This window comes from Azohydromonas australica DSM 1124, assembly GCF_000430725.1.
Lineage (GTDB): Bacteria > Pseudomonadota > Gammaproteobacteria > Burkholderiales > Burkholderiaceae_C > Azohydromonas > Azohydromonas australica.
Window position 1 is genome coordinate 13,787 of sequence record NZ_AUMO01000085.1, and the last position, 23,235, is coordinate 37,021.

The following is a 23,235-nucleotide window of genomic DNA, read 5'->3' on the forward strand; positions in this document are numbered from 1 at the left end:
ACGCTGCGCGCCGGGCTCTTCTTGCGAACATTAAGAGGGTCACGTGCAAGATACTTCAGGGGTGCAGTTATTTCCCGGCCTTGCACCCGCTTGATGGCTTCGACAATCTGAGTTTGTTCAGAGAGGTCCATGTGCTGCTCCAAAAAGACCGGGACACAAGCCCGGCAATGAAGGTGCGGATCAGCCGGGAGAGCGCCCGGCGCGCCGGCTTTTGATTTCTCGCTGGCCGATGTCTAACTATATCGCTTTCATTGGGCGCTTCAGTAAATAGCAGTAAAGTGTTACTATTCAAACGAACGAGAACTGTTTTTGATGGGCGTCTGAACTATAGTTTGAGGCATGGAGACAGCGAAGCTCTCACATAAAAAGGTGAGGCTCCATTGATTCCTGTCAGCAACTTTTAGCTTGGAGATTTCAAAATGGCCCATCTCCTCGATACCACCACCGGCCGCGCCGCGATTGCTTTTGTCGGTGAGGCCCCCTGGCACAAGCTGGGGCAGCGCCTGACGGATGGCGCCGACCTCGAAACATGGCGCCGTGAAGCCGGGCTCGCGTACACGGTCCAGCGCACGCCGGTCCTGTTCCAGCGTGCCGATGCCGGCGGCGCCGACCGCATCGAGGCGATGGAAGGCCGGGACGTGCTCTATCGCTCGGACACGGGCAACGCCCTGAGCGTCGTAAGTCACGGGTACCAGGTTGTTCAGCCGGGCGAGGTCCTGGACTTTTTCGGCAAGCTTGCCCAAGCCGGCGGCTTCGTGCTGGAAACCGCCGGCGCCCTCTCCGACGGCAAGCGGGTCTAGGGGCTGGCAAAGGTCAACGACGGGGCCCCGGTTGTCGGCCAGGACACGGTGCGTCCTTACCTGCTGCTGGCCACAAGCTACGACGGAACGATGGCCACCACCGCCAAGTTCACCGCCATCCGGGTCGTGTGCCACAACACGCTGACGATGGCGGCCGGCACGGGGGTGAACGTCACAGGCGGGCAAACCGAGCAGGACACCATCGAAGGCCCGGTCGTGCAGTGCGTGCGCGTGCCGCACATGAAGAAGTTCGACGCGGGCGCCGTGCGCCAGCAACTCGGCATCGTGCTCACCGCGTGGGATCGCTGGCTGGTGCAGGCGCGGCTGCTGGCGCAGGTGGACGTGACGCAGACGCAGGCCGACAAGTGCGTGGCAGACCTGCTGCTGTCGGTCCAGGCCACGCCCAAGGACAAGCCGCAGCCCGACGTGCGCGCGAGCCGCAGCTACAAGCGGCTGATGGACCTCTTTGGCGGCGCGCAGATCGGCGCCGACCTCTGCGGCACCAAGAGTGCATGGGCACTGCTCAACGCGGTCACGGACTACGTGGACCACGAGCGCGGGCGCAGCGACGACACGCGCATGACTTCGGCGTGGTTCGGCGCTGGTGAGGGTCTGAAGCTCAAGGCCTGGGACGCGGTGCGCGAGATCGCGGTCCAGGCTGGCGCGATACAGCCTGCCTGAGTCGCCTGACCAACCGGCCCGGCCGCGCGCCGGGTCGCCCACCCCTCGCACCGTGGCGGAGCTGCGCTACGACCTGCAGCGCATCGCAAACCTGACCACCGGCCAACTGCTGTACGGCGCCAGGCGCGCCGCCTGGAGGAGCCCCACCGTGCCTTACGACCCCATCGCCCCCGGCGTCGGCTACGCACCCGGCCTGATTCCCTTGGGCAACACCACGGAGCCGATGCTGCAACACACCAAGGGCCGCGACTGCATGACCAACCTGGTTGATGCCATGCGCAGCGACATCCCGCGCAGCGAGCGGCGCGAGATGGCCGCTGGCTGTCTGGATGCACCGCACATCATCCCGGCCGGCAGCGTGACCCGATATCTCGACCAGTCCGGACGCCTCGGGATGCGGTTCTCGTGGCGCGATCAACTGGACTGCGGCGCGTTGGCGTGGCTTGTCAAGATCGAACGCGTGAGTGCGCAGCGCCGCGACGGCTGCTTCCCTTGCTGGTGGGACACATGGGATGCATGGGCTGCCCACGCCGCGCTGCACTACCCGCGCGAGTTCTCGGGTGCGTCTGCTGGCTGACCGCCATGAACACCAGTCTCCCTGGTGCTGCAGGCCAGTGTTGCCATTGCCAGCACTGGCAGCGCCGCGGCGGCACGCTGGTACCGGCGGCCATGGGGTGCAGGGCCTTCGAGCGCGAACAGCCCGGGCGCACCGCGGCCCTGCTCGCTGCCGTGGCCGTGGAGCGCTCCAGCCGTGGGGGCTGCCCCGTGTACGAGCCGCTGCCCGACGAGCCTGATTCCTTCATCGCGCGGGATCTGCCGCTGGTGTCTGGGTCCGCCTCGTCTTCCACAGGTATTGAAAGGCCCTGAAATGGCGTCATCCACTTCAACGACTGCGTGCGGTGCTTTCCGGCCGCCGTGCGCGGCATCGCAGCCACTGCCCGCCAGGCCCGCGGCCTTGTCCGATCCCGCGCGTGTCGTGGACACCCACTCTGCGCAAGTCTGCCTCGTGTCTCACGAGGAGTTCCGGCAGGCACTGAGGCAGGCCGGCCACGGGCTCGCCGCGGCCCTTGCGTACCGCTACGACGCACGGCGCGACGAGACGGTCTGGAAGATCAACGGAGAGGCTGTAGGCCTCACCGTGGGCCGCATCGGTGCAACGACTGCATGTTTCCTCGCCACGCCGGCGACTGGCACGGACACGGCCGGCCGCGGACAGCCGGTCGAGTCGCCGGCGGCTGCAGTGCATGGCCAGGTCGCCAGCCTCGATACCGACGACCTGAGGAAAAGCGCATGAGCGCGACTGCTGTTCAGGAGGAGGGGCAGCAAGGCCTGTTCGAGCGGCAGTGCGAGGCGTTGCAAGGCCGCCAGGAGCGCGCGACGCTGCGTGCCCAGCACTAGGCGCTGCAGGACCTGCTGGCGGCGATGGAGGCCGCGACGACGCCGGCCAAGAAGCTACGCTTGAGGCTGTGATGCAGCAAAGGAAGGCGTGGCGATGGCAAAGGCATCAATGACCGCCGAGGAGTTCGAGGTCGTAAGAAAGCGGCTTGTCAAAATGACGCCGGATAACGCGGCAGCCGCACGGAAAGTGCTGGTCGATGGCCTACCGCCCATCGAGGTGGCGCAGCAGTGCAATATGTCCAAGCAGCGCTTGAATGGCATCCTCAACTCTGTGCGGGCCGCCGCGAATGGCGTGCCCGTAAGCTGGGTACGCGTAGAGGTCTGGGTACCACCAGAACTGGTACAGCAGGTGCGTGACATTGAGGAGCGTGCCAAAGCCAAACTCGGTGGCACGCCGCAGTAGTCCAGTTGCGCAATCCGCTCTGATCAATGGAGCGGTCGGTCAAGTGCAGTTGGCTCGCAGCTGCCGCGCTGGTTCAGCGCGGCAGTTCATTGAATGCCTTTTCATGGGTTTCTCCAGGCCCGGCGCAGCTCAACCCTTCCCGGTCGCAAGCGGCGGATCTTCATTGACCGCTCAACCGTCTGCACTCCACCGGGCCTTGATCGGGTGTGAGGCACAGCGCGATCATGGGATCAGGCCAACAGGAGTGGTTCAAGTACAGCAGCCGCTGTGCCTCACGCGGCCGATTCTATGGACCCGTCAGCCACCTGACCGCCCGATGGACCGACCGTTGGGCTGTGCCAGGGCAGGGTGTCTGGTCTGCGGCCAGTTCGGCGCCAACAACGTCTATCGAGGCGCACAGCTGCGAAAACAGTGTTTCCTGTCGGTCCGCTTGGAACTCCCTGCTGCAATGCGGTGGCATTGCAGCGTGGCTGCTGAATAGTGCAGCATGCCCGTGCCCGAAGCCATCTTCCGCACCGTTGGAGTACCCGGCACCGCCACGTGGCAGCCCGGCGCAGGCAAGGCAGTCCGTGACGGCGTCCACGCCTATGCAGCTGTTGAAGCCGAGCGTGTCAGCAGGTACGGCGGTTCCCAGCACGGGGCAGGGCGTCGGGCATGCCAATCCAAAGCGGTGTGCCCGCTTCGTCGAGCTCGATGCGGCCTGTCAGCGCCGTGGTGTGCGCCAGGCTCCATACCGTGATGGCGAGGATCGTTTTCGCTGGGGCGGCGTGCCGGCCGCGGCCCGGCTGCAGCCGTCTGGCCAAGTACATCAGCACCAGGGTTGCCTCGTGGTCTTCGCCAACGGCGAGCTGTGCCCTGGATTCCATCTTCGCCAGATCCTTGCCCGCGCCGTGCATTGGCAACTCGATATCGATGACGGCCCGCTCCAGTCCGGCGGCCAGCTCCGTGGTGCGGAACACCAGCCAGCGGCCGGGGAAATCGCGCAGACACACGCCTGGCGCACCATAGCGGCGGGACAGTCGGCCGTAGAGCGTCTGGAGCAGCCTTGGCGGCGGCTGGTCGGGCATCGAAGACATGGCCCGGCACTTTGCCACCCGCCGTGGGCGCGCTGAGCGCTTGTTGCCGTGATGTCACATCCGGTTCGCTGGCTCGCGTGGTGAGCCAGCAGGTCGTGTAGAAGCTAACGCCAATGGGCCGGCCATCATGAACGCGGCGTGCTGGTGTCAGGCGTGTCCGGGCGGGTACGAGAAGCCGCCGCCGTGCTCCTCCTCGAGCCGGGTCTCTTCCATAAGGTCTTCCTGCACCGGGTCCGGCGCGCCGCCACGCTCCAGATGAGCCGCGTACCAGGCCGCGATCAGCAGCCCCACGAGCGGCTGCGGGCCTTGCAGGATTTCACCGAGGTCCAGGTCACTGGCCTCGCAGATCGCCTCGATGGGCGCCATCTTGAACCGCACCTGGCCGTCGCCCACGTCTCGCGAAAGGCGCAGATCGGCAAACTCGATGCCGTCCGGAATGGTCACGCGCAACTGCAACTCTTCCATGCCCTCTCCCTGCGTTGCCTTGCCCGAATAGTCGTTCCTGTTTGCTGACCTGACCCGTGGAGCTCTGGAAACCCCCGCACCTGGGCGCCGGAGTCCGGCAACCGACAGGGCAGGGTACTTCCTGGCCTGTTTCTCTGTCAGGACGCTGAGGCCTCGGCGCCCGGCGTGTCGGTGGCCGGCGGCGCCTCGGGAGCCGCAGCCGATTCGCCACCCGCAGCACGTGCAGGCTCGATCGAGCCGTTGGCGAGCGTCTTGCGTGCGGCTTTCTTGCCAGCAGCCTTCTTGGCAGGCGCTTTCTTGGCCGCGGCCTTTTGACCTGCACGCTTGGCTACCAGCGTGACGTCGACCGCTTCGGCTGCGGGGGCCGCAGCCGTCGGAGCGGCCTGGGCGCGGGTCTTCTTCGCTGCGGCCTTCTTGGCAGCCGCCTTCTTTGCTGGCGCAGGTGTTGCGGCCGCCTGCGCAGCGCCAGCAGCCTTCTTGGCAGACGGCGCGGAAGTTTTGGCGCTACGCGGCGCGCGACCCTCTTCCATGCCGAAGCGGCGTGCGAGCTTGGCATCCTGCGTGACCAAGCTGACCGCCTTGCCGGTCACGGGTGCTTCCAGCGACACGCCGCCGCCGTCCTCCATCTTCGTGAGCGTCTGCGCCAGCTTCCCCACCGCACGCGAGAGCTGCTTGACCGTCTTGGCGCCGACGGCGAGGTTGGCCAGGTCAATCTTCAAGCGGAAGGTGGCTGCTGCAGCCGGCTGCGCGGTCTTCTTGGCAACAGGGGATGCCTTCTTTGCAGCGGACTTGGATGCCGCTTTCTTGGCGGCCTCGATTTTCTTGCTGGGCATGGTGTTGGTACTTCCTCAACGGACAAGGCAAATGGGGTCCGTTGCTCATTATTGCCGTTGAGCGCAAGCACACCGGGTGCACAAGCACGCGAACGCCAAATCCACTGAAGCATCCATCCGGTTCAGGGTATGGCGAAAGCCCTCATCCGGGCCGGGCGGTGATGCGGTTTCATGCGCAATGGACAAAGGGATACCTTCCCCGAGTTCGGATGAAAACTAGCCTGGAAGAACCGGGGCCGAGACTTCAATGCGCAAGGGGCCCTCATCGCGCTGTCAACTTTCAGCGTTTGCCTAATTTTTAAGCAGTCGCGCTGTTGTCAATCGAATCAACGACTTGCCGTGACGCCAGGGTGCTGGCTCACAGAGTTGTCCACCGAATCTGGGGACAAGCCAGGCGCTGCACGCGCCCGGCTCAAATGCTCGATCTCAAGCAGCCGGGGTCAGCCCGGCCGCTGTTCAACAGCGGCCATCGGGCCGCTTGGCTTGATATTGACGGCTGGTTTTCCAAGCGTGATGGGTATTGCTGCAGGCGGCCTCGGCGATACTTGGCGCTACGCCAATGAATCCAGCACGAAAGGGCGCTCATGCAGAAATTCTCTCCAATCGGGATGATGCTGGACTTCGCCTATGGCCGCGGTAGCGCGGACAGCAAGGCGTCTGGCGGCAAGCCGAATCATTCCAGGGCCACCAGCCCGGCCAATACGGCAGTGCCGCTATTGGCGCTTGCTGCCGCATCGCAAGCCTGGTGGGAAAGCCATCGGCCGTCGGGCTGGACGCTGGAGCAACACCTGGCCGACCCGACCGCCGGTTGCAACAGTACGGCGCAGGAGCGGGCATTGGCTGAAGCGGTCGCGCACTGGATAGGGCAGGGCTGCTGACACGCGCGGCGTGTCACAGGTCAAGGCGACCTGTTCAACCGTAGGCGAGCGGCTTTCCTCACGACGGCTTTGCCGAGGAGCAGCGATGGACCAGTCGAAGATAGCGAGCTTCTGGCGGGCGGTCGTGGACATCGGAAACGCGCTGCGTGTGCGACTGGACGCTCCACCCAGTGCTTCCAAGGCGAACGAGGTTTTCGAGGCCGTCTGCGAAATCGAGGAGATGATGCGCAGCGCCGTTGAGGACATCGAGCCACTGCTGTCTGCCGACCTTGATCTGGACAGCAGCCTCGATGGCCAGCTGACGATCGTCATCACCTGCAATGACAACTCGGCAGGCATCGAGGCAGTACAGCGACTCGTGGCCTCGGCCCCCGCGGTATTGCCGTGCTTCCAGGTCCGTGCGTTCAGACCCCCCATGTCCAAGGAAAAACTGTGCGAGCCTGGCTTCCTGAGCGTTGACGGCACCGACATCCAGGTCGAGCAAGTGCGCTTCAAGCCGCTGCCCAGCCATGCCACGCTCGGCGCGTTTGACATCGTGTGCTTCGTGCCACCGTCGAGCAAGGCGGAGATGGACCCCGACAAGGTGCCAGGTGCGTTCGCCGCCTACATGGTCCTGACCAGGGGTATCGGCGAGTTGCGTTTCATGACCCGGATCACGCGCCTCAAGATCGCCGTGGTGGAGCCCGCGCCCGACGAGGCTGTTTGCGCCTGGGATCTCCTGGAGATCATTGACCACGCGCCGACGCAATGAGACCCGTGCTGGCGCCGCCCAGAACGCATGTGCTCAGTATCAGGCTTTCCGTGGGAATCTTGCAGCTGGCCCCAGTTGGGGCCACCTCAGAACAGCTCAGGATTCGGATCGTTCATCTGCGTGAAGTTGTCCTGCACAGGCGGCAGGATGGCATCGGCCACGGGCTGCAGTTGGCGCTCGATGTCGTCGCGGTAGGCGTTCGGCACGTGACGCATCTCCAGCGGCTGCAGGCCTGAAGTCGTGATGACGCAGCGTTTGCCATGCGCATTGTTCAAGGGTCTCCTGGTAGCCGTGGGCATTGCCGGGCCGGTGCTTCCCTCTTCGGCTGAGCGCCACCGCACCATACCGTTGCGTCGATTCGCGCCGCCAGCTTGAGCCTTGAGCCACCCATGAATCATTGACTCGACGAAGCACCAGTGACGGCTGGCAAGCGAAGTCCTGCCGCCGGCCCTGCGGGATAAGAAGACTGGAGAGGTGCCAGCAATGGCGGCCCGTGCAGCGGCGGCCTTGGCGTCGGGATGTTCCTGGCTGGGAACACTCCCAACCTGCGCATGCACGGCAAGGCTGTTTCACTGGAGGCCATGCGCCTGGCCACCGGCCTGGCGTTCGAAGCAATGTGGGAGGCAGCACCATGGGCAACACCGTCAACCCGGCCACCACCCCAGCACAGCCTGCCGTGCCGCCGCATGGGCCGCCACCGGTTGCCGACGGCACCGGGCAGGACCCGACGCAGGCCGAGATCCTGGCCGCCACCACCACGCCGCTGGATCGCCTGATGGACGAACCCTCCCCACTGGCGGCCAAGGACACCGGCGCCGCGCTCAATGGCGCCGTCGCCGGCGCCCTGGCGAACCAGCAGGCCGGCCGCATCGCCAGCAGCGAGCCGACGCCGGCGCAGAAGGCGGCCCAGGGATTCGTCGCGGCACAGGGTCCCAATCCGGCGACGGTGCCGGTGGACGACCTCGTGCGCAGCGCCGCCGACCTGGTGCACCGGGCGCCGGCAGCAGAGCAGGCGCATGTCGCCAACGTCGTGCAGCGTCTGGGCGTCGCGCTGCAGGAGGGCCGTCTGGTGCCCGGCGACCCGCTGCGCCAGGTGATGCACACCGCCGCCAACAGCGCCCCGGGCAGTAGCGCCTACAAGGGTGCGCTGGCGCACCTGACACGCGCGGCTGAGGTACTGGAGCGCACCCGGCTGGCGCCGGGCACGGCGCTGGCTTTCGACCCGGCGCCGCCACAGACCATGGTGCAGGAGGCTGCCAACCGGCATGCCAACGCCACCGGCGCGGGTGCCACGGGCGCGGAGCCCGCGGCCGGCTTGCCAAAGCTCGACACCACGCTGGTCGACGCCGATCTGTACTACCGGCAGGACAACCGCACTTCGCTGCGACGGGCCTTCGACGCCGTGACGCCGCGACCCGACCCGCCCCGTCAGCCGCTGACCATCGAGAGCCTCAAGTCCACCGCCCATGCGCTGTCCGAGGAGCTCGCCGCCGCCATCAAGGGCGCGGGCACCGGCACGCCGTCGCAGGTCGGGCGCCAGCAGGCCTGGCAGGCTCAGGGCAACGCCGACGCGCCGCGCCAGGTGAAGAGCAGCACGGCCGCGGGCGACGGTTTCCACAACCTCATGGAGCCCGGTGCGCTCAAGCAACTGCGCCAGCTCACGCCCGACCCCAACGCCCGCACCGTGACGGTGGGCGAGCGCAGCTACTCGGTTACCGAGCTCGAAGGCATCCGGGCCGCCAACCAGCCGCAGGTGGATGCCAAGGTGCAGCAGGCGCTGGATGCCCGGGCAGCCCAGGGCAAGACGACCTCGGCCGACGCCAAGGCCGGCATCACCCGCACCAACGTCAAGGCCGTGCACGGCGACACGCCGCCCGTGGCGCTGCCAGACGGCACGCCCGTGGGCCGCGCCAACCCGAGGCTGGGCCCGCTGCCACAGCCGCCGGAGCTACCCGGCACCCGGCAGGGCGGCGCCATCGGCGCGGCCGGCGCCTTCGTGGTCAGCGGCGCGGCGGCGCTGCGCGACGGCAAGCTCACCGCTGCGGAAGCGCGCGACATCGCCGCCAACACCGCGGCCGGCGGCGTGCTCGGCGCCGTGGGCGCCAAGGCCGAGCAGGCCGTGACGCCGGCCATCGCGCGGGCCCTGGCGGCGCGCGGCGCTTCCTCGGGCGCCGGTGCGGCGCTGGGCACGACGCTGGCCTCGCGGGTGGCCGGCTCCACGGTGGTGGGTGCCGCCATCACGGCGGGCGTGTCGATGTACCAGAACCGCGACGGGCTGGCCAAGGGCGACTCGCAGGCCATCGGCCGGGTGACGGCAGACACGGCCGTGGGCGCCGTGGCGGTGGCCGGCGGCGCCATCGCTGGTGCTGCCGCCACGGGCGCGCTCGCGGGCAGCGTGGTGCCGGGCGTGGGCACAGCCGTGGGCGCGGTGGTCGGCATCGGCGTGGGCGTGGCCGTGACCTACGGCGCCCAGATCAGCGGCGCAACCGACTGGGTCGCCGGCAAGGTGGCCGACGGCGTGGACGGCCTGAAAAATGCCGCTTCCAGCGCCTGGAGCAGCCTCAAGGAAGTGTTCTGATGCCTCACCGACTGCCTGCCTGGAGCGACGTGAATGCGCAGGGCGCGTCGCCCACGGCGCTGGCGCTGGCGCTGCGCGACGCGCTGATGCACCCTCCTGCCCGGCAGCCGGAACCGCACGAGCCGGATGCCTTCGTGGACGGCCTGGCTCGGCTGCTGGCCCGTGCGACGGTGCAGGACTGCATCTGGGCAGGCTTCGGGTTCGACGCGGCGCGCTCGCCGCTGTACGGCTGCCTGGTGGAGCACGGCTGCCGGGCCAGCGTCGAGCTCAGCAGCGACGACCCATCGGCCGCCCTGCACCGGGCGGTGTGCGTGGGCTGGATCGACGACTACGGCACGCGCGCCTGGGTGGACGGCGTAGAGCTGCCCGTGCCACGCGATGAAGACGGCCGGCCCCGGGCCGATCCACACGGTACGGGCTGGTGCGCGCAGCGTTGGTTCTTCATCGAGATCGGCGGGCTGCAGGAGCATCCGCGCAGCGACCCGGCCGACCTGCTGCGGCTCGGGACGGTGCGCGGCGTACTGGTGTGGGACGCCGAGCGGCGCAAGGGACACCTCGAATGGCCGCGCGAGGACGAGGTGTGGACGTCTCCAGGCGCCAGCGTGCGCGACGGTCGGTTGCTCGTCCATGGGTCGCGCGCTCGAATGCACGTGGATGCACCGGCACGCAACGTCCCGCTGGATCAGGCCTTCGGTGCTGAGTCATGAGCATAGCGCTCCTGGCGCTCCTGATGCATGCGCCGGACCAGAGCCAACGGCTGTATCTCGTGTGTGTCGCGCGCCAATCGCGCTTATGTCAACAATGTTGCATTGTCAACTTATTCGACATTGCGTCTGACATAAAATAGATCGGAGTTTCAGACAGGCGGCCGGTATGCTGCGGCGGCATATGGCCATGGAGCACGTGTCTAACGTCTGCTTAAGCCAGCCTGGTGAAGCCAGATGCCAGTGGATCGAGTCGCCCATACTGTCCACAGCCACCGTCACCGAAAGTCCACCAACTCGAACTCATGGATGGCCTCCATGCCGAGGTCTTCGAAGGCCACCACCCGCGCGCTGCGGATCGCTCTGGACAGCAGGTAGGCTGCGCCACCCGTGGCCGCGAGATATGCAGCGCCGTGACGCGCGATCGACGCGACGGCCTCGGGCCCGCGCTCAGCCTTGCCGACCATCGCCAGCGCCCCGTGCGCCGTAGCAGCGGCTCCACGAACTGGTCCATGCGTGTGGCCGTGGTCGGCCCGGCCGGGCCCACGGCCTCGTCGCCCGCCGCGTCCACCGGGCCGACGTAGTAGACGACGCGGCCGCGCAGGTCCATAGTCAGCGGCTGGCCGCGCTGCAGCAGGTCCGAGCCGCTTGTGGGCGGCATCGCGTGCAGCCAGCACCTTGCCCGACAGCAGCAGCGTCTGGCTGCAGCGCCAGCGCGCCACTTCGGCCTGGTCGAGCCCGTCGAGGTTGACGCTCACGGCATCGCTCACGTCGAACCGGTCGGGGATGCCGTCCCACAGCTCCGGTGTCGGCGCCTCGATGTGAGCGGGTCCGGAGCCATCGAGCTTCACGCGCACGTACCGCGTGGCGGCGCAGTTCGGGATCAGCGCCACGGGGATGGTGGCCGCGTGGCACGGCGCCGTCTTCAGCTTCACGTCCAGCACAGTGCTCAGGCCGCCCAGACCTTCGCCCGTTTATGGGCTCGCGGCGTGCCCTAAATCCAGGAACAGCGGCGAAGCCGGACACACGGAAAGCCGCTGCGCCGGATTGACGCGAAGAAACGTGGAGAAGCCGATGCTGCGCCAGCAAGCCACCAGCCCGCACGGTCTCAAGTTCGAGGACCTGGCCCTGACTCGTGATCCCGTGACGGGTACCGTTCGCTTCAATACTGCACCCCTGCAAGCCATCTGTGACGTCAGCGGGCTGGACCTTGTCGCGCTGGTGAGCCGCCATGACGGCGTTGTCTGCGCCCTCATCGCCGCCTAGTGGGTCATCCGGCAAGACGGGTGGATTTTTGTCTGGAAGCGACTATCTTTGATAGGTCCTGCGCTCCAGGAGGCTTGCCATGGCCCGTCCGCACAAAGATCAATTACGTGCGCTGACCGACGAGGAATCGCAGTGGCTGTTGAAGTTGAGCCAATCGCGCATGGCGCCGGTGTCGCATGTGCAGCGGGCGCAGCTGTTGTTGGAGATCGCTGCTGGCAAGACCTACATGGATGCTTGCCGCATAACTGGGCGCCGCAGCAGTGACAAGGTAGGCGAGTTGGTGACTCGCTTCAACCAAGAAGGACTGGCAGCCATACGGCTGCGTCACGGAGGAGGACCGCCCGTGACGATCGGTCCCGAGCAGCGCGCACTCATCGTCAGCGAGGCTCGTCGACAGCCAACGATTGAGCAAGACGACACGGCTACGTGGTCAGTTACGCTGCTGCGACGTGCCTTGAACAAGAAGGGCTTGAAAGTAAGCCGCGATACGGTCTGGACGGTGTTGCGTGAGGCCGGCTTCACGTGGCAGCGCGACCGCACGTGGTGCGATACCGGACGGTCACGGCGCAAGCGTAAACGTGGGGTGGCGCTGGTCATTGACCCAGACACCGAAGCCAAAAAAGGCATTGATCGATCGCGCGTATCGGGAAGGTGAAAAGCTCGGACTTGCGGTATGGGCTGAGGATGAAGCTGGCCCGTACCAGACCAAACCACGCGCGGGCACAAGCTGGCAGCCCATGGGGCAGCCGGCCAGGCAACCCCATGAGTACGTGCGCGAGGGTACAGCCAAGCTCATGACGCTGTTCCACCCGGCCACTGGGGAGGTGCGTGTCAAGGGCGTGCCCGGCACACCGAATAAGGTACTGCATCCATGGCTGCAACAGGAAATCGAGGAAGTTCTCAAAGGGTTTCCCGCCGTCAGTGGTCTGCCAACTGAGTCCGGCAAGTGGTTGCAATGGCAACAAGGATTGAACGGGTGCATCACCTAGGCAGAGCATCTTCCCCGGCTGCGGATGCTGCTGATCATGGATAACTTGTCCGGTCACCTCACGCCGTCGTTCGTGCTGTGGCTGCTTGAGCACGGCGTCCTGCCGCTGTACACGCCCATAGGCGGATCGTGGCTCAACCTCGCAGAATCTATGCAGCACATCCTGGTGCAACGGGCATTGACGGGCCAGTATCTACAAACGCCTGTAGCCATCATTGAGAACCTGGAGTGCGCCGCCCAGGCGTGGAACAGGAATCCCACGCCGTTTGTTTGGGGAGGTCCTCGACAAGGCCGGCGACGCAGAACACGGGAGCGGATGCATCGACTGGCGGCTTCAGGCGCGTGTGTCCTTCGCCCGCTGCGTCGCGCAAGACCAGTTGCAGCCCAATTCCACCCGTCTTGCCGGATGACCCACTAGTACGAGGACCACCTCAGGGAGGGCGGCTCACCCGCTCCGGTACTGGCGGCGCTGGATGAGGAGGCGTGGTACGAGATGGAGCGCGGCGGCGGCTTTTCCTACCCGCCCGGTCATGCCTGAGCTGGCTCGGCGTTCGGCGTGACGCCTGCACCTCGCGTCAGGTGCAACGCCGGGAAGGCAGGGCTCATGCCTCGCCGAAGCCGGTGGTGGTGAGCTTCTGGCCGGTGTCGAACACCAGTTCCCTCTCGGGCCAGCGCAACGCCGCCAAGCGCGTGCGCTGGACGCCCTCGCCACCGAGGCGCTCCTGCCAGCGGCTACCCACCGAGAAGTCCACGCAGAACACGTTGCCCCGTGCTCCGAGCCAGGCGCTGGGTGCCACGCCCTCGAAGAGATCCGGGCCGCCCTTGCCCGGCCGGCCCTGTTCCCGCGGCAGAAACTGGCGCCAATGGTGGCCGACCACCACCGGCTTTTCATCCCGGTAGCCGTCCCACCAGCGCACGCGCTCGGTGAAGCGCCACTGGCCGCTGGCGAAGAAGGGCACCTGGGCACAGCGCTCGACACCGGAGCTCAGCACCCGCATGGGGTTGAGCATCTGGCGCGCTTCGTCACGCCGCCCCACGGCCTGCAGCATCGGCAGTGGGGCGCTGGGATCTCCAAAGCGGTGGCGCCAGCGCCCTTTCTCGGTACGGGCGGCATCCTGCAGTCCCTGGGCCTGCATTGCTGCATCGGCCGCGTCGTCGAACTCCTTGAAGCAGGAGCCCGGCCGCATGCCTTGTGGCAGTGCGCCCAGCCGCGACAGCGACGGCGCATCCCACGCCGCGTGCACCACGCGCAGGTCCGCGCGCGACAGCGCCAGCGGCAGACACTCGAAGAACGCCAGCATGTCGGCACGCTGCCCGTCATCGCGCAGCCAGTTGAACGGCGCGAACCGGGCATCCCGGCGAGGATCCTCGTTCCAGAACCAGTCGTTGCCATGCTTGCGCAGGCCGCGCAGCAGGGCGAGCTCGTGGTTGCCCAGGACCGCCACGGCCCTGCCTGATTCCACCAGTCGCCGAACACGCTCGACGACGCCGGGGCTGTCCGGGCCGCGGTCGCACAGGTCGCCGACGAACACCAGGGTGCGGCCTTCGGCATGGTCGCCGGCGTCGTCATAGCCCAAGGCGGCCAGCAGCGCGCACAGCGCCTCGTGCTCGCCGTGGACGTCGCCCACGATGTCCAGCGGTGTGCCGGGCAGGTCGGCATGCATCGGATGTCTCCCTCGTCGTTTCGTTGTCGTTGTCGCGCCATGCGCGCCTGCAGCGGTGCAGCCTTGTCCCATGCCGGCCCGGCGTCACGCTACCGTGGCGTCAACGGCTTGAGCAAGCTGCGCGGCCCTCACACGCGGCGCCAATGATCCAGCGCCCGGCCACAGTCCGCTGCCGTGGTGTTATTCGCCGCACCCCGCGCCGGCTGGGCTCCCGGCCTCCTGCGACCTCCACGGCCGCAGCGGACAATCCAGCCGATGCTGTTGTCGCTTCCCGAGGACCTGGAATCCTTCATCCGCAAGCAGGACGCGCCCACGCTGGCTGGCGTGTTGCTGGAGCTCGCCGGTGAGCACGACGCCGTGCTGCGGCGGCTGGCACGGCTACAGCTCACCGAGAAGCCCGATCGGCTGGCGGAGCACTTCCGCAAGGTATTGGCACGCTGGCGCCGCGGCGCCACGGAGGACCTCGACGAAAACGAGACGCGTGCGTTTGGCCAGTCGCTGCAAGGCTGAATGCACCAAGTGGAGCGTGAGCTGCTGCCCGGGAGTCCGGCGGCGGCACTCGAGCTGGCCGAGGCTCGCATCGACGGCAGCACGGGCCTTTCGCTGCGCCATGCGATGGCCTGAGTCGTTCACCGAGTGATCGAACCGCTGGCTGAGCCGGCGACTGAACGTCCGCGCCATGTGCCAGGCTGTCTTACGCGCACCGGCTGATTGGCTCCGGCATGGCGTCCTGCGCCGTGTCACTCGCCTGGAGCTCGTGGGCAGCCGCCAACGCGGCCAGCCGTGCAGCCACCGCGTAAGGGTAGAAGCGGTTGAACGCCGTGGCAGTGGCCTCGGCCAACGGCACGAAGCGCGCGCCTGGGGCGTTGAGGTTCTGATCAGTGCCGCGCTCGGCATGCACCCGGTGGAACGCACCGGCTATTTGGTGGTCCATCAGGTACACCACCGTCTCGGCCGTACCGCCAGCGACCTGCTCGCAGGTCGGGACGCCTTCCTGCACGATTACGTCCGAAGTCTGCCGGCCGTCCTTGATGACGTGCATCTTGTTGCGGGCGCGGCGCCCCAGCTGCGACAACTCGGCCGCATCGCGCACGGTCATGATGCCCATGCCGTAGGTGCCATTGTCGGCCTTCACCACCACGAAGGGCGGCAGAGCGATGCCGTGCTCGGCGTAGCTGGCACGGATACGCCCAAGCAGTAAATCCACCTCGTGCTGCAGCCGCTGCAACCCGATGCCTTCGGCGAAGTCCAGGCCGCCGCAATGGCTTGAGAGCGGGTGAAGCAGCCAGGGGTCCATCCCCAGCAACCGTGCCAGCCGCGTCGCCACGGCTTCGTGGTGGCGAAAATGCGTGCTCTTGCGCCGCACATGCCACCCGGCATGCAGCGGCGGCAGGAGCGCCTGGCCGCCGTGCAGGTCCTGCAGCTGCAGCGGCACCCCGGCGGTGAGGTCGTTGTTGAGCAGCACGAGCGCCGGATCGAAGCCGTCGAGCCCCACGCGCGCACCACGCCGGCGTAGTGGCTCCAGCCGCAGAAAAGTACCGTCCGGCAGCGCCACCTCAGTAGCAGCCTTCAGCTCCGGTAGCAGCGAGCCCACACGTACCTGCAGCCCGGCCTCTTGCAGCAGCTGCTGCAATCGCGCCACGTTGCTCAGGTAGAACAGGTTGCGGGTGTGGTTCTCGGGAATCAACAGCAGCGTCGCATCGGCTGCAGACGACCGCCTGAGAGCTTCGCGCGCGGCCTGCGCTGCGCGCGCCAGCATCACCGGTGAGAGGTTGTTCCAGCCGCCGGGATAGAGGTTGGTATCCACTGGTGCGAGCTTGAAGCCGGCATGGCGCACGTCGACCGACGCATAGAACGGTGCGGGGCAGGCCAGCCATTCTCGCTCAAACCAACGCTCGATAGGTGCGGCAGCATCGACAAGCGTGCGTTCTAGCTCACTCAGCGGTCCAGACAGAGCGGTGACAAGGGAAGGAACCATGGATCTCCAGAAACGACCTGGTGTACGCACGGCAAGCCGGCGCACCTACAACAGGAGCCGGACTATAGCGAGCCCTTCATTCCCCACGTGGCGCACGCCCATGTCCGAGGAGCGTGGTCGCCGCACTCACGCTAGTTTGAAGTTGGATGTGTCGACAACGGCTGGTATAAGCCAGACGTCACTGAAGCTGCCTGAAATCGGCTGAAGATGAATATCAAGCGGCGGTCGACATGTTGGCCGTCGTGCAGTTCAGGCGACGCGTTTCACGGCAAGACCGGCGGTTGATATGCGAGGGTAGGCGCCAGCAGCCACAGCAAGAGCAGCACCATCGGCGTATGCGTGATGAACTGTGCGAAGCTGAATCCCACCGGGTTTCGTGCCTTCAAGCCGAAAAGGCTCAGTAGCGGCAATCTCCAGAACGGGTTGATGAGATTGGGCAGGGCCTCCGCCGCGTTATGGATCTGCACCGCCCAGCCCAGATGGATCTGCAGGTCGTTTGCCGCGACGGCATGGTGCGCTGGAAGCCCGTGGGGCCGCGCGGCGAGCCCTTCGACCTGGTTCACCGCCCCGCTTACACCGCCGACGACCTGCCCAGGCTCAAGTTCGCGGTGCTGCAGGCAACGGGGATCTGCGTGCCGCCTGATTACCTGTGCACCGACGACCTGCGCAATAGCCGGCTGGCGCCGGTGCTGCCCTGCTGGGAGCGGCCGCCAGCCCGCGTGCTCGCGGTGATCCCCTCGAACCTGGTGCATGCCCGCTACTGTAGGTGACGTTCGCAACGCCACGAGCGTTCATTTGCGGACAGTTTTTGAGAAGAAGCATTTCAACTCTGAAACGGTATCAACGTTGGTCCGGTCGGATCCGATAAGCAACAAGCATCCTGTGCAATTGAGGAATGTCAAGATGATGAGAGCAACGTTTTTTCGCCGGTGGCCCATTCAGCGCAAGCTGCTTACAGGGGTCCTGCTTTGTCTGGCCGTTTCTACACTGATTTCGGTCGCCGCCAGCGTTTCTTTGACAACCCATGCACTTGAGAAGCGTATCGCTGATGTGGAGCTGCCATCGGTTCTCGCCGCGATTCGGTCCGACATTCAAAGGCAAGTCTCCGAGCCGTTGACCTCAGCACTGGATATCGCCGAGAACCACTTCTTGCTCCAATGGGAAGAGCATGGTCAACCGGCGGCTGGGCAGCCAGATTTTCGTGCCTACGCTCAGCGCTTAAAGGAAAGGCATCAAGCATCGAGCGTATATTGGATCGGTGCGTCAAACCGTGTTCACTTTACGGAAGCAGGAGCCCTCCGTACTGTTCCAGCCAATGAATCTTGGTTCGACCAGTTCCTGTCAAGTGGCCAGGCATTCAAGCTGGATCTTGGGCAGGACCCCACCAGACATGAGCTGACGCTGTTCGTGAACGTCAAGTTCACTACTGATGCAAATCAAGTCGGAATCGCCGGACTCGGTCTGTCCATGGAGAGCCTGGCCAAGAAGCTCGCGCAATACCGCATTGGCGACACTGGCACAGTCATGCTCGTGAACGGCGACAGCAAGGTTCTGGTCCACGGAAACCCCGCCTATGCCGACGGGAAGCACCGCCTCACAGATGTGCCGGGCTACGGCATTTCCACCGTGTCGAGCCTCATGAACAAGGGTCAGAAGTTTGCCCATGTCACCGAGCAGCTTGGCGATGTAGAAACGATGTTCGCTTCCACCTTCATCCCAGAGCTGAATGCCTATGTGGTCGCTCAGGTGCCCACCGCTGAACTTCTCGGCGTTGTGAAACGAGCTGCGTGGACGGGGCCGCTCCTCGCAGCGTCTATAGGCTGCGTGATCGCGCTGCTCATGGCAACCGTCATCGCGCGTGCACTGGCCGGTCCGGTGCGCCGAGCTGCGTCCATGTTGAATGAGATAGCCAACGGTGACGGCGACCTGAGCCGGCGCATGGAAGTCGAGAGCGAGGACGAAATCGGTCAGCTCTCAGCCGCGTTCAACCGCTTTATTGACTCTTTACAGGTGATGGTACGGCAAGTACGAGATTCCGCAATGCAGATTGCCTCCGTGACTGCTCAGGTCGCATCCGGGAACCAGGATCTTAGCGATCGTACGGCTCAGGCCAGCAGCGCCATACAGCAAACTGCAGCAACCATGGCCGGTATCACGGATCAGTTGCAAGTCAACGCGGCGGGAACCCTTTCGGCTGCCGACCTTGCTCGTTCTGCCCACCTTGTGGCCACGCGCAGCAGTGAGTCAATGGCAGAAGTAGAACGGGTGATGACCAATATCGATGAATCTTCACGGAGTGTGGCCGAGATCATTGGCGTTATCGACAGCATTGCATTCCAAACAAACATTCTTGCGCTGAACGCTGCTGTCGAGGCCGCCCGTGCGGGTGAACAGGGCCGTGGCTTCGCTGTGGTTGCAGGAGAAGTCCGTATGCTGGCCAAGCGAGCCGCTGATGCTGCCAAGGAGGTGAGAAGTCTCATCTCCATCGCAAGAGCCCAAACACAAGCTGGCACAACGCAGTCACGAACAGTCAGTGCGACAATGGTGCATCTGCTGCAGTCCGTGTCCCAGCTCTCTGAGTTCGTTGGCAAAGTCAACGAAAGCACTCAGAGGCAAACTCAAGGAATTGTTGAGTTGAATACCGCTGTATCTCAGATAGATGTCGCTACACAACAGAATTCTGTCCTCGTGGAGGAGGTCGCAGCGGCAGCAGAAAGTCTTCGCAAGCAAGCAGCAATGTTGGATCAGACGGTAGGCAACTTCAAGCTGGCATAGGCAATGTCTTCGCCGTGAACCTCTCCGCTTGAGTCTGAATCATTTTCTGGTGGGGTGAAAGTACGGGTGGTCGGCTCTTGGGTGCGTCGTTGCTGGCAACCATTGGCACGCTCACCAGCTCGCTGCCTCGTGCGCCCGTCTCGTACTCGAGTCGGCACCAGAATCCGGTTCGGCCTCGTTCATGGAAGGTTTCAATTGAGCCTGGGCTGCTGGCGCGCTCCGGGCCGTACGCCGCTGGAAGCGCTTGCGCCTATGGTGATGATCCAACGGCAAAGAAGTCTGCGGGAAAGCAAGAATCGCCTTGCGTACTTTGATATTGCACACGCTCGCGCCTGGGCAGCTGTCTTCGTGCGTTGGTACAACAACGTGCACTTCCGCAGCGGAGTCCGTGACGTCAGCCCAGCTGATCGCCACGCTGATCGGGACCACGAAACCCAGACCGCACACCACGCGTCTACACCGCGGCTCGCGAGCGCGACGCATCACGCTGGTCGGGTGCGACTCGCGACTGGACTCCCATCGGCGCTGTTGCGCTCAGTCCTGAGCGAAAGGCAGTCGTCGCGGCGCACTCGCTCACCCCGGATACGGGATCTGGCTGCATAGACCAAGCGACAGTTGCGTTGCGCGCGCCGGCTTGTCGGCGGGGCTTGGACCCGTTTGCTCACCTGCATGGACGGCGCGCATCAAGGAGGAGTCGAGCACGGCACGCGACCAGTCGATGTGGTCGACGCACCGCGCAGCCGGGCCAGCAGCTCAGCGTGCAACCTGTTCCGCACATCCGCAGCATGCCAGTCGAGAAGGCGCCGCCAGTAGGTCCTCCCGTACACGCCCACCTCCACGGGCATGTCTTCCCGCTGGATGCCAGTCTTGAGGTCAAAGACGAGTCCGGTGAGGCAGCGCCGCGGGTCGGCCGGCTTGAGCCCCGGAGGATCCTTGCGGCGCGACATGGGCGGTGGCGGCAATGGCTCGATCACAGCCCGGAGCTCGTCGTCGATCAACGGTCCCGCCATGGTGAAACCTAGCCCAGTAGACAGATTCACCCAGTACGCCGGCGTCTACCGTGCCTACATGAAGTTTGAGCCACAAGTGCTCCGGCTAGGCTTGACATGAGCGCCGCCACGAGGCGGCCCAACGCTACCAGTGCGGGGTAGATCACAAGAATGCCACCCCCCTGCCGATCGCTCACGGCACTGGTGTACGCGTTAGCAAGTCGCATCGGCGCCCATCGCCGAAGCCGATCTGAACGAAGACGTCGGCACCGTGACACACCAGGGTCGCCAGGCGGGCCAGATCGACGGACCAGCGTCCACTGCCATGGCTACGGCGCTGCAGCCTCGCCAACGCGCCGGCAATGGCGTTGCAACTGCGGTCGTCAAGCGTCACGCCCTACGTGCGCTGGAGCGTCCTGCGCCGCGCACGGTGCCGCTACGGAATTCCGTGATCCAAGTCACCCGACAGTGGCGCTGCAGCTCGCCGGCCGGGTGCCGGCGCGCAGTGTCATCCGCCAGACCCCCGGGCGTTGATGGCACTCGAAAAGTGTGTCGAGGCCGCCAACAAGCGGAGCTACACCGCCACCGACACGGCAGCCATGACTGGCGCTTCGGTGTCTGCAGCTGCCGTCACGGTAGCCGCAAGGCCTTGGCGGCCCTTGTCGCGGCGTGCGCCGGAACTTCCTGCCCCGTACACGGACCGCGATCGCCTTCCCTGATCCAAGGTGCGGGATGTTGATGACTACAGATGCCAACCGTGGGCTGACACGGACCATCCTGCACCGGTCAGCTGGCGTGGATAGCATTCAAGACTGCCAGAAGCGCGCTTTTTGAGCGCCGTCGATGGCTCCAGCCGGTTCTTGCCATGTTGGAGGGTGTCGGCGTCCCTTTCTTGGAATCGGTCGCTCCCTGTGCATAGGGCGGACGTGTGCTGGGCTCGCTCCTTCAGCGCGTCAAGCGGCTAGACATCACGGCCGCCAGTCGAAGGGGCGGAAACCAGTCGCCAGCATCGTGAACTGCGCGCCACAGCGTGCCGAACTACATCGTTGGTGTTCTCAAGCCGCTTGAGCTCGGAGCGGCGTGCGCCAAGCACCGCCACCGTTCCACGAACAGCAGTTGGAGTTGATGGCCATCGAAGGTGAGCCCAGCTATGGGCTGGTGAGAAAGCTTGCAAATAGCATTCAGCTTCTCATGGCACAACAGCCGTCGCTGTCGGCAATGAGCAGAGCGCGATGCGGCCGATCTGTGCCAAGTGCCATGCTGGACGCCGGCCACCGGCCTCATCGCATCTATGAAGTCGACGCATTAAGGGGCCTGCCGCGGCCTTTTGCCTCACCGTCGCGGCTCAGGACTTTCCCGTAGAGCGCACCAGGTCCGACCAACCGTGGAGCCCCGCTTACAGAGGGAAAGCAACGTAATAAGCACATGCCCACCGAGGCAAGGTTTCAGAAATGAAACGCTCCGTCTCGACGTTCGACTTTCCCGTGAATATGCCGGGCTATAGATTTCGATCAACAACGGAATACATAGGCGGCCACAGCGGCCGTACTAGCAAGGAGTCAGCTTGAAGTCGTTCAAGAAACAGCATGCAGTGGTCATGGCACTACTGATTGCGTCAGCATCCATCGCATCTGCACAGCAGTCGGCCAAGGTGGGCTTCATTTATCACGGGCCAGTTGGTGATGCGGGATGGACGTATCAGCATGACCTGGGTCGGCAGGAAATGGAAAAAAACCTTGGCTCCAAGGTGGTCGTCCGCATTGTTCCGAACACGCTCGAAGGACCGGATGGAGAACGCGTTGCGCGTGAGCTTTCCAGCGATGGTGCAAAGATGATCTTTGCAGTGGGATTCGGCTACATGAAGCCGGTCCTTAAAGTCGCAGCGGAGAATCCGGACAAAGCGTATGCCACCGCTACGGCGTACATGACTGCGCCGAATGTCGGCGGCTACAACGCGAAGTGGCACGAGGGCGGCTACCTGGCCGGCATCGTTGCAGGCAAAACGACCAAGTCAAACATCATCGGGTTTGTTGGCGCCCATCCAGTTCCCGACGTGATGTGGTACCTCAACGGGTTCATTCTCGGAGCTCGGTCGGTGAACCCGAAGGCGACGGTGCGATCTGTCTTTGTCGGTTCTTGGTCTGATCCTCCGAAGGAGTCCGACGCGGCCACCGCCCTGATCAACACGGGTGCAGACGTGATGACGCATTACACGAATTCACCCGCTGTGGTCACCGCCGCCGACTCACGTGGCGTTGCGAGCATCTCGTTCCACTCGGACATGCGCAAATACGCACCCAAGCATTACCTCACCGGTGTGACCCACAACTGGGGCAGCTACTACACCCAAGCAACGACAGAGGCCTTGGCTGGAAAATGGAAAGGCAGTCTTTATTTCGGAGGGGTGAAGGAGGGGGTGATCCGGCTAGCCCCCTTTGGCACTCAAGTACCGAAGGATGTAGCGGATCTGGTGGCCGCGAAGACCAAGGACATTGCCGAGGGCCGACTGAACGTATTTGCAGGTCCGATCAAGGACAACACGGGCACGGTGCGAGTGCCGGCTGGTTCCAACCTGCCCGATGCTGAACTTGGGAAGATGACTTGGTATGCCGAAGGCATCCAGAACAGCGCCCGCTGAACGCGCCGGCTCTGGAGAAAGCACCATGCAGTACCAATCGAGCTGGCAACCTGTTGCGCCATCGCACCATCTTCGCGCGGCAGACAACATCGTGGCCGGGTTCGTTGATGGCGAGGAGCTCGCCTTGTGGCGTGCCGCCGACGGCACGGCGCAGGCATGGGAGAACCGCTGCCCGCACCGCGGCACGCGGCTGACGCTGGGCCGCATCCTCGACGGTCGGCTGTCATGCGCCTACCACGGCTGGGAGTTCACCGCCAACGGGGGGCGCTGCACGTCGATACCGGCGCACCCTTCCACCCCGGCGCCCAAGAACCTCAACGTGACCACGTACCCGGTCCTCGAGGCGGCGGGCATGGTCTGGGTGCGCAAG

At 65.1% G+C, this 23,235-nt stretch carries 23 protein-coding genes and 3 pseudogenes; 17 read left to right on the forward strand and 9 right to left on the reverse strand.

Annotation, left to right across the window (positions count from 1 at the left end):
• Positions 1 to 419: 419 nt before the first annotated feature.
• The 5 genes and pseudogenes from H537_RS55600 (at position 420) to H537_RS43110 (ending at position 3,282) form a co-directional block, all read left to right on the forward strand.
• Positions 420 to 1,481: pseudogene (locus tag H537_RS55600) on the forward strand (DUF932 domain-containing protein).
• 52 nt (positions 1,482 to 1,533) lie between these two features.
• The gene (locus H537_RS0114535) at positions 1,534 to 2,058 is read left to right on the forward strand and encodes a hypothetical protein (protein WP_028998493.1); all 525 of its coding nucleotides are present in this window, start codon (positions 1,534 to 1,536) and stop codon (positions 2,056 to 2,058) included.
• Positions 2,059 to 2,063: 5 nt separating this feature from the next.
• Complete coding sequence (locus H537_RS0114540) at positions 2,064 to 2,348, forward strand: hypothetical protein (RefSeq protein WP_156901723.1); 285 nt, start codon at positions 2,064 to 2,066, stop codon at positions 2,346 to 2,348.
• An 88-nt stretch (positions 2,349 to 2,436) separates the two neighbouring features.
• Positions 2,437 to 2,775, forward strand: a complete 339-nt coding sequence (locus H537_RS0114545; protein WP_028998495.1) for a hypothetical protein — start codon at positions 2,437 to 2,439, stop codon at positions 2,773 to 2,775.
• A gap of 198 nt (positions 2,776 to 2,973) precedes the next feature.
• A complete protein-coding gene (locus tag H537_RS43110) occupies positions 2,974 to 3,282 on the forward strand; it encodes a TrfB-related DNA-binding protein (protein WP_084150679.1) in 309 nt (102 codons plus the stop codon).
• A 611-nt stretch (positions 3,283 to 3,893) separates the two neighbouring features.
• Here H537_RS43110 and H537_RS0114560 read toward each other — a convergent pair.
• The 3 genes from H537_RS0114560 to H537_RS54965 form a co-directional block, all read right to left on the reverse strand.
• Positions 3,894 to 4,358 carry a hypothetical protein gene (locus H537_RS0114560; RefSeq protein ID WP_028998496.1) on the reverse strand — a complete coding sequence of 155 codons (465 nt, stop codon included), beginning with the start codon at positions 4,356 to 4,358 and terminating at the stop codon, positions 3,894 to 3,896.
• Positions 4,359 to 4,505: 147 nt separating this feature from the next.
• Positions 4,506 to 4,823: a hypothetical protein gene (locus H537_RS43115; RefSeq protein ID WP_043458855.1), complete on the reverse strand. Its 318-nt coding sequence runs from the start codon at positions 4,821 to 4,823 to the stop codon at positions 4,506 to 4,508.
• A gap of 137 nt (positions 4,824 to 4,960) precedes the next feature.
• Entirely contained in the window at positions 4,961 to 5,656 is a 696-nt protein-coding gene (locus tag H537_RS54965; protein WP_051242646.1) for a hypothetical protein, read from the reverse strand.
• Between the two features lie 584 nt (positions 5,657 to 6,240).
• Here H537_RS54965 and H537_RS43130 point away from each other — a divergent pair.
• Positions 6,241 to 6,534: a hypothetical protein gene (locus tag H537_RS43130; protein WP_043458857.1), complete on the forward strand. Its 294-nt coding sequence runs from the start codon at positions 6,241 to 6,243 to the stop codon at positions 6,532 to 6,534.
• An 85-nt stretch (positions 6,535 to 6,619) separates the two neighbouring features.
• Entirely contained in the window at positions 6,620 to 7,285 is a 666-nt protein-coding gene (locus H537_RS0114575) for a hypothetical protein (protein ID WP_028998497.1), read from the forward strand.
• An 86-nt stretch (positions 7,286 to 7,371) separates the two neighbouring features.
• Here H537_RS0114575 and H537_RS0114580 read toward each other — a convergent pair whose 3' ends face one another.
• The gene (locus H537_RS0114580; protein ID WP_028998498.1) at positions 7,372 to 7,560 is read right to left on the reverse strand and encodes a hypothetical protein; all 189 of its coding nucleotides are present in this window, start codon (positions 7,558 to 7,560) and stop codon (positions 7,372 to 7,374) included.
• Between the two features lie 356 nt (positions 7,561 to 7,916).
• Between H537_RS0114580 and H537_RS0114585 the strand changes: the two genes are divergently transcribed.
• Positions 7,917 to 9,863, forward strand: a complete 1,947-nt coding sequence (locus tag H537_RS0114585) for a hypothetical protein (protein WP_028998499.1) — start codon at positions 7,917 to 7,919, stop codon at positions 9,861 to 9,863.
• Complete coding sequence (locus tag H537_RS0114590) at positions 9,863 to 10,570, forward strand: hypothetical protein (protein ID WP_028998500.1); 708 nt, start codon at positions 9,863 to 9,865, stop codon at positions 10,568 to 10,570. Before H537_RS0114585 ends, H537_RS0114590 begins: the two co-directional genes overlap by 1 nt.
• A 105-nt stretch (positions 10,571 to 10,675) precedes the next feature.
• Here the strand turns inward: H537_RS0114590 and H537_RS43135 are convergent.
• A pseudogene (locus H537_RS43135) lies at positions 10,676 to 11,535 on the reverse strand (fumarate hydratase C-terminal domain-containing protein); the annotation flags it as partial.
• 106 nt (positions 11,536 to 11,641) lie between these two features.
• Here H537_RS43135 and H537_RS0114600 point away from each other — a divergent pair.
• From H537_RS0114600 to H537_RS54970, 3 genes are all read left to right on the forward strand, one after another.
• Positions 11,642 to 11,833, forward strand: a complete 192-nt coding sequence (locus H537_RS0114600) for a hypothetical protein (RefSeq protein ID WP_028998501.1) — start codon at positions 11,642 to 11,644, stop codon at positions 11,831 to 11,833.
• A gap of 79 nt (positions 11,834 to 11,912) precedes the next feature.
• Complete coding sequence (locus tag H537_RS51085) at positions 11,913 to 12,488, forward strand: helix-turn-helix domain-containing protein (RefSeq protein ID WP_084150681.1); 576 nt, start codon at positions 11,913 to 11,915, stop codon at positions 12,486 to 12,488.
• Positions 12,460 to 12,822 (forward strand): hypothetical protein, encoded by a 363-nt coding sequence (locus H537_RS54970; protein ID WP_211235014.1) that lies wholly within the window; start codon positions 12,460 to 12,462, stop codon positions 12,820 to 12,822. Before H537_RS51085 ends, H537_RS54970 begins: the two co-directional genes overlap by 29 nt.
• A 601-nt stretch (positions 12,823 to 13,423) precedes the next feature.
• Here H537_RS54970 and H537_RS0114605 read toward each other — a convergent pair.
• A complete protein-coding gene (locus tag H537_RS0114605; protein WP_028998502.1) occupies positions 13,424 to 14,485 on the reverse strand; it encodes a metallophosphoesterase in 1,062 nt (353 codons plus the stop codon).
• Positions 14,486 to 14,740: 255 nt separating this feature from the next.
• Here H537_RS0114605 and H537_RS0114610 point away from each other — a divergent pair, with 255 nt between their 5' ends.
• Positions 14,741 to 14,995, forward strand: coding sequence for a hypothetical protein (locus H537_RS0114610; protein WP_028998503.1), 255 nt, complete (start codon positions 14,741 to 14,743; stop codon positions 14,993 to 14,995).
• Positions 14,996 to 15,179: 184 nt separating this feature from the next.
• On the opposite strand, the gene gshA is transcribed toward H537_RS0114610, so the two are convergent.
• Both gshA and H537_RS55605 read right to left on the reverse strand, forming a co-directional pair.
• Positions 15,180 to 16,463 carry a glutamate--cysteine ligase gene (gshA, locus tag H537_RS43140; RefSeq protein WP_051242648.1) on the reverse strand — a complete coding sequence of 428 codons (1,284 nt, stop codon included), beginning with the start codon at positions 16,461 to 16,463 and terminating at the stop codon, positions 15,180 to 15,182.
• A 263-nt stretch (positions 16,464 to 16,726) separates the two neighbouring features.
• Positions 16,727 to 16,966: pseudogene (locus H537_RS55605) on the reverse strand (TIGR00366 family protein); the annotation flags it as partial.
• On the opposite strand from H537_RS55605, the gene H537_RS55610 reads away from it, so the two are divergent.
• Together H537_RS55610 and H537_RS0114635 are read left to right on the forward strand one after the other, a co-directional pair.
• Positions 16,943 to 17,233, forward strand: coding sequence for a type 2 periplasmic-binding domain-containing protein (locus tag H537_RS55610; RefSeq protein WP_238446692.1), 291 nt, complete (start codon positions 16,943 to 16,945; stop codon positions 17,231 to 17,233). The pseudogene H537_RS55605 and the gene H537_RS55610 sit on opposite strands and share 24 nt — an antisense overlap.
• Before the next feature lie 133 nt (positions 17,234 to 17,366).
• The gene (locus tag H537_RS0114635; protein WP_211235015.1) at positions 17,367 to 19,238 is read left to right on the forward strand and encodes a methyl-accepting chemotaxis protein; all 1,872 of its coding nucleotides are present in this window, start codon (positions 17,367 to 17,369) and stop codon (positions 19,236 to 19,238) included.
• 683 nt (positions 19,239 to 19,921) lie between these two features.
• Here the strand turns inward: H537_RS0114635 and H537_RS43145 are convergent.
• Positions 19,922 to 20,236 (reverse strand): transposase, encoded by a 315-nt coding sequence (locus H537_RS43145; RefSeq protein ID WP_064735979.1) that lies wholly within the window; start codon positions 20,234 to 20,236, stop codon positions 19,922 to 19,924.
• A 1,555-nt stretch (positions 20,237 to 21,791) separates the two neighbouring features.
• Between H537_RS43145 and H537_RS0114645 the strand changes: the two genes are divergently transcribed.
• The gene (locus H537_RS0114645; protein WP_028998506.1) at positions 21,792 to 22,865 is read left to right on the forward strand and encodes a BMP family ABC transporter substrate-binding protein; all 1,074 of its coding nucleotides are present in this window, start codon (positions 21,792 to 21,794) and stop codon (positions 22,863 to 22,865) included.
• A gap of 25 nt (positions 22,866 to 22,890) precedes the next feature.
• The coding region (locus H537_RS0114650; protein WP_028998507.1) for a Rieske 2Fe-2S domain-containing protein at positions 22,891 to 23,235 on the forward strand (345 nt) is incomplete at its 3' end.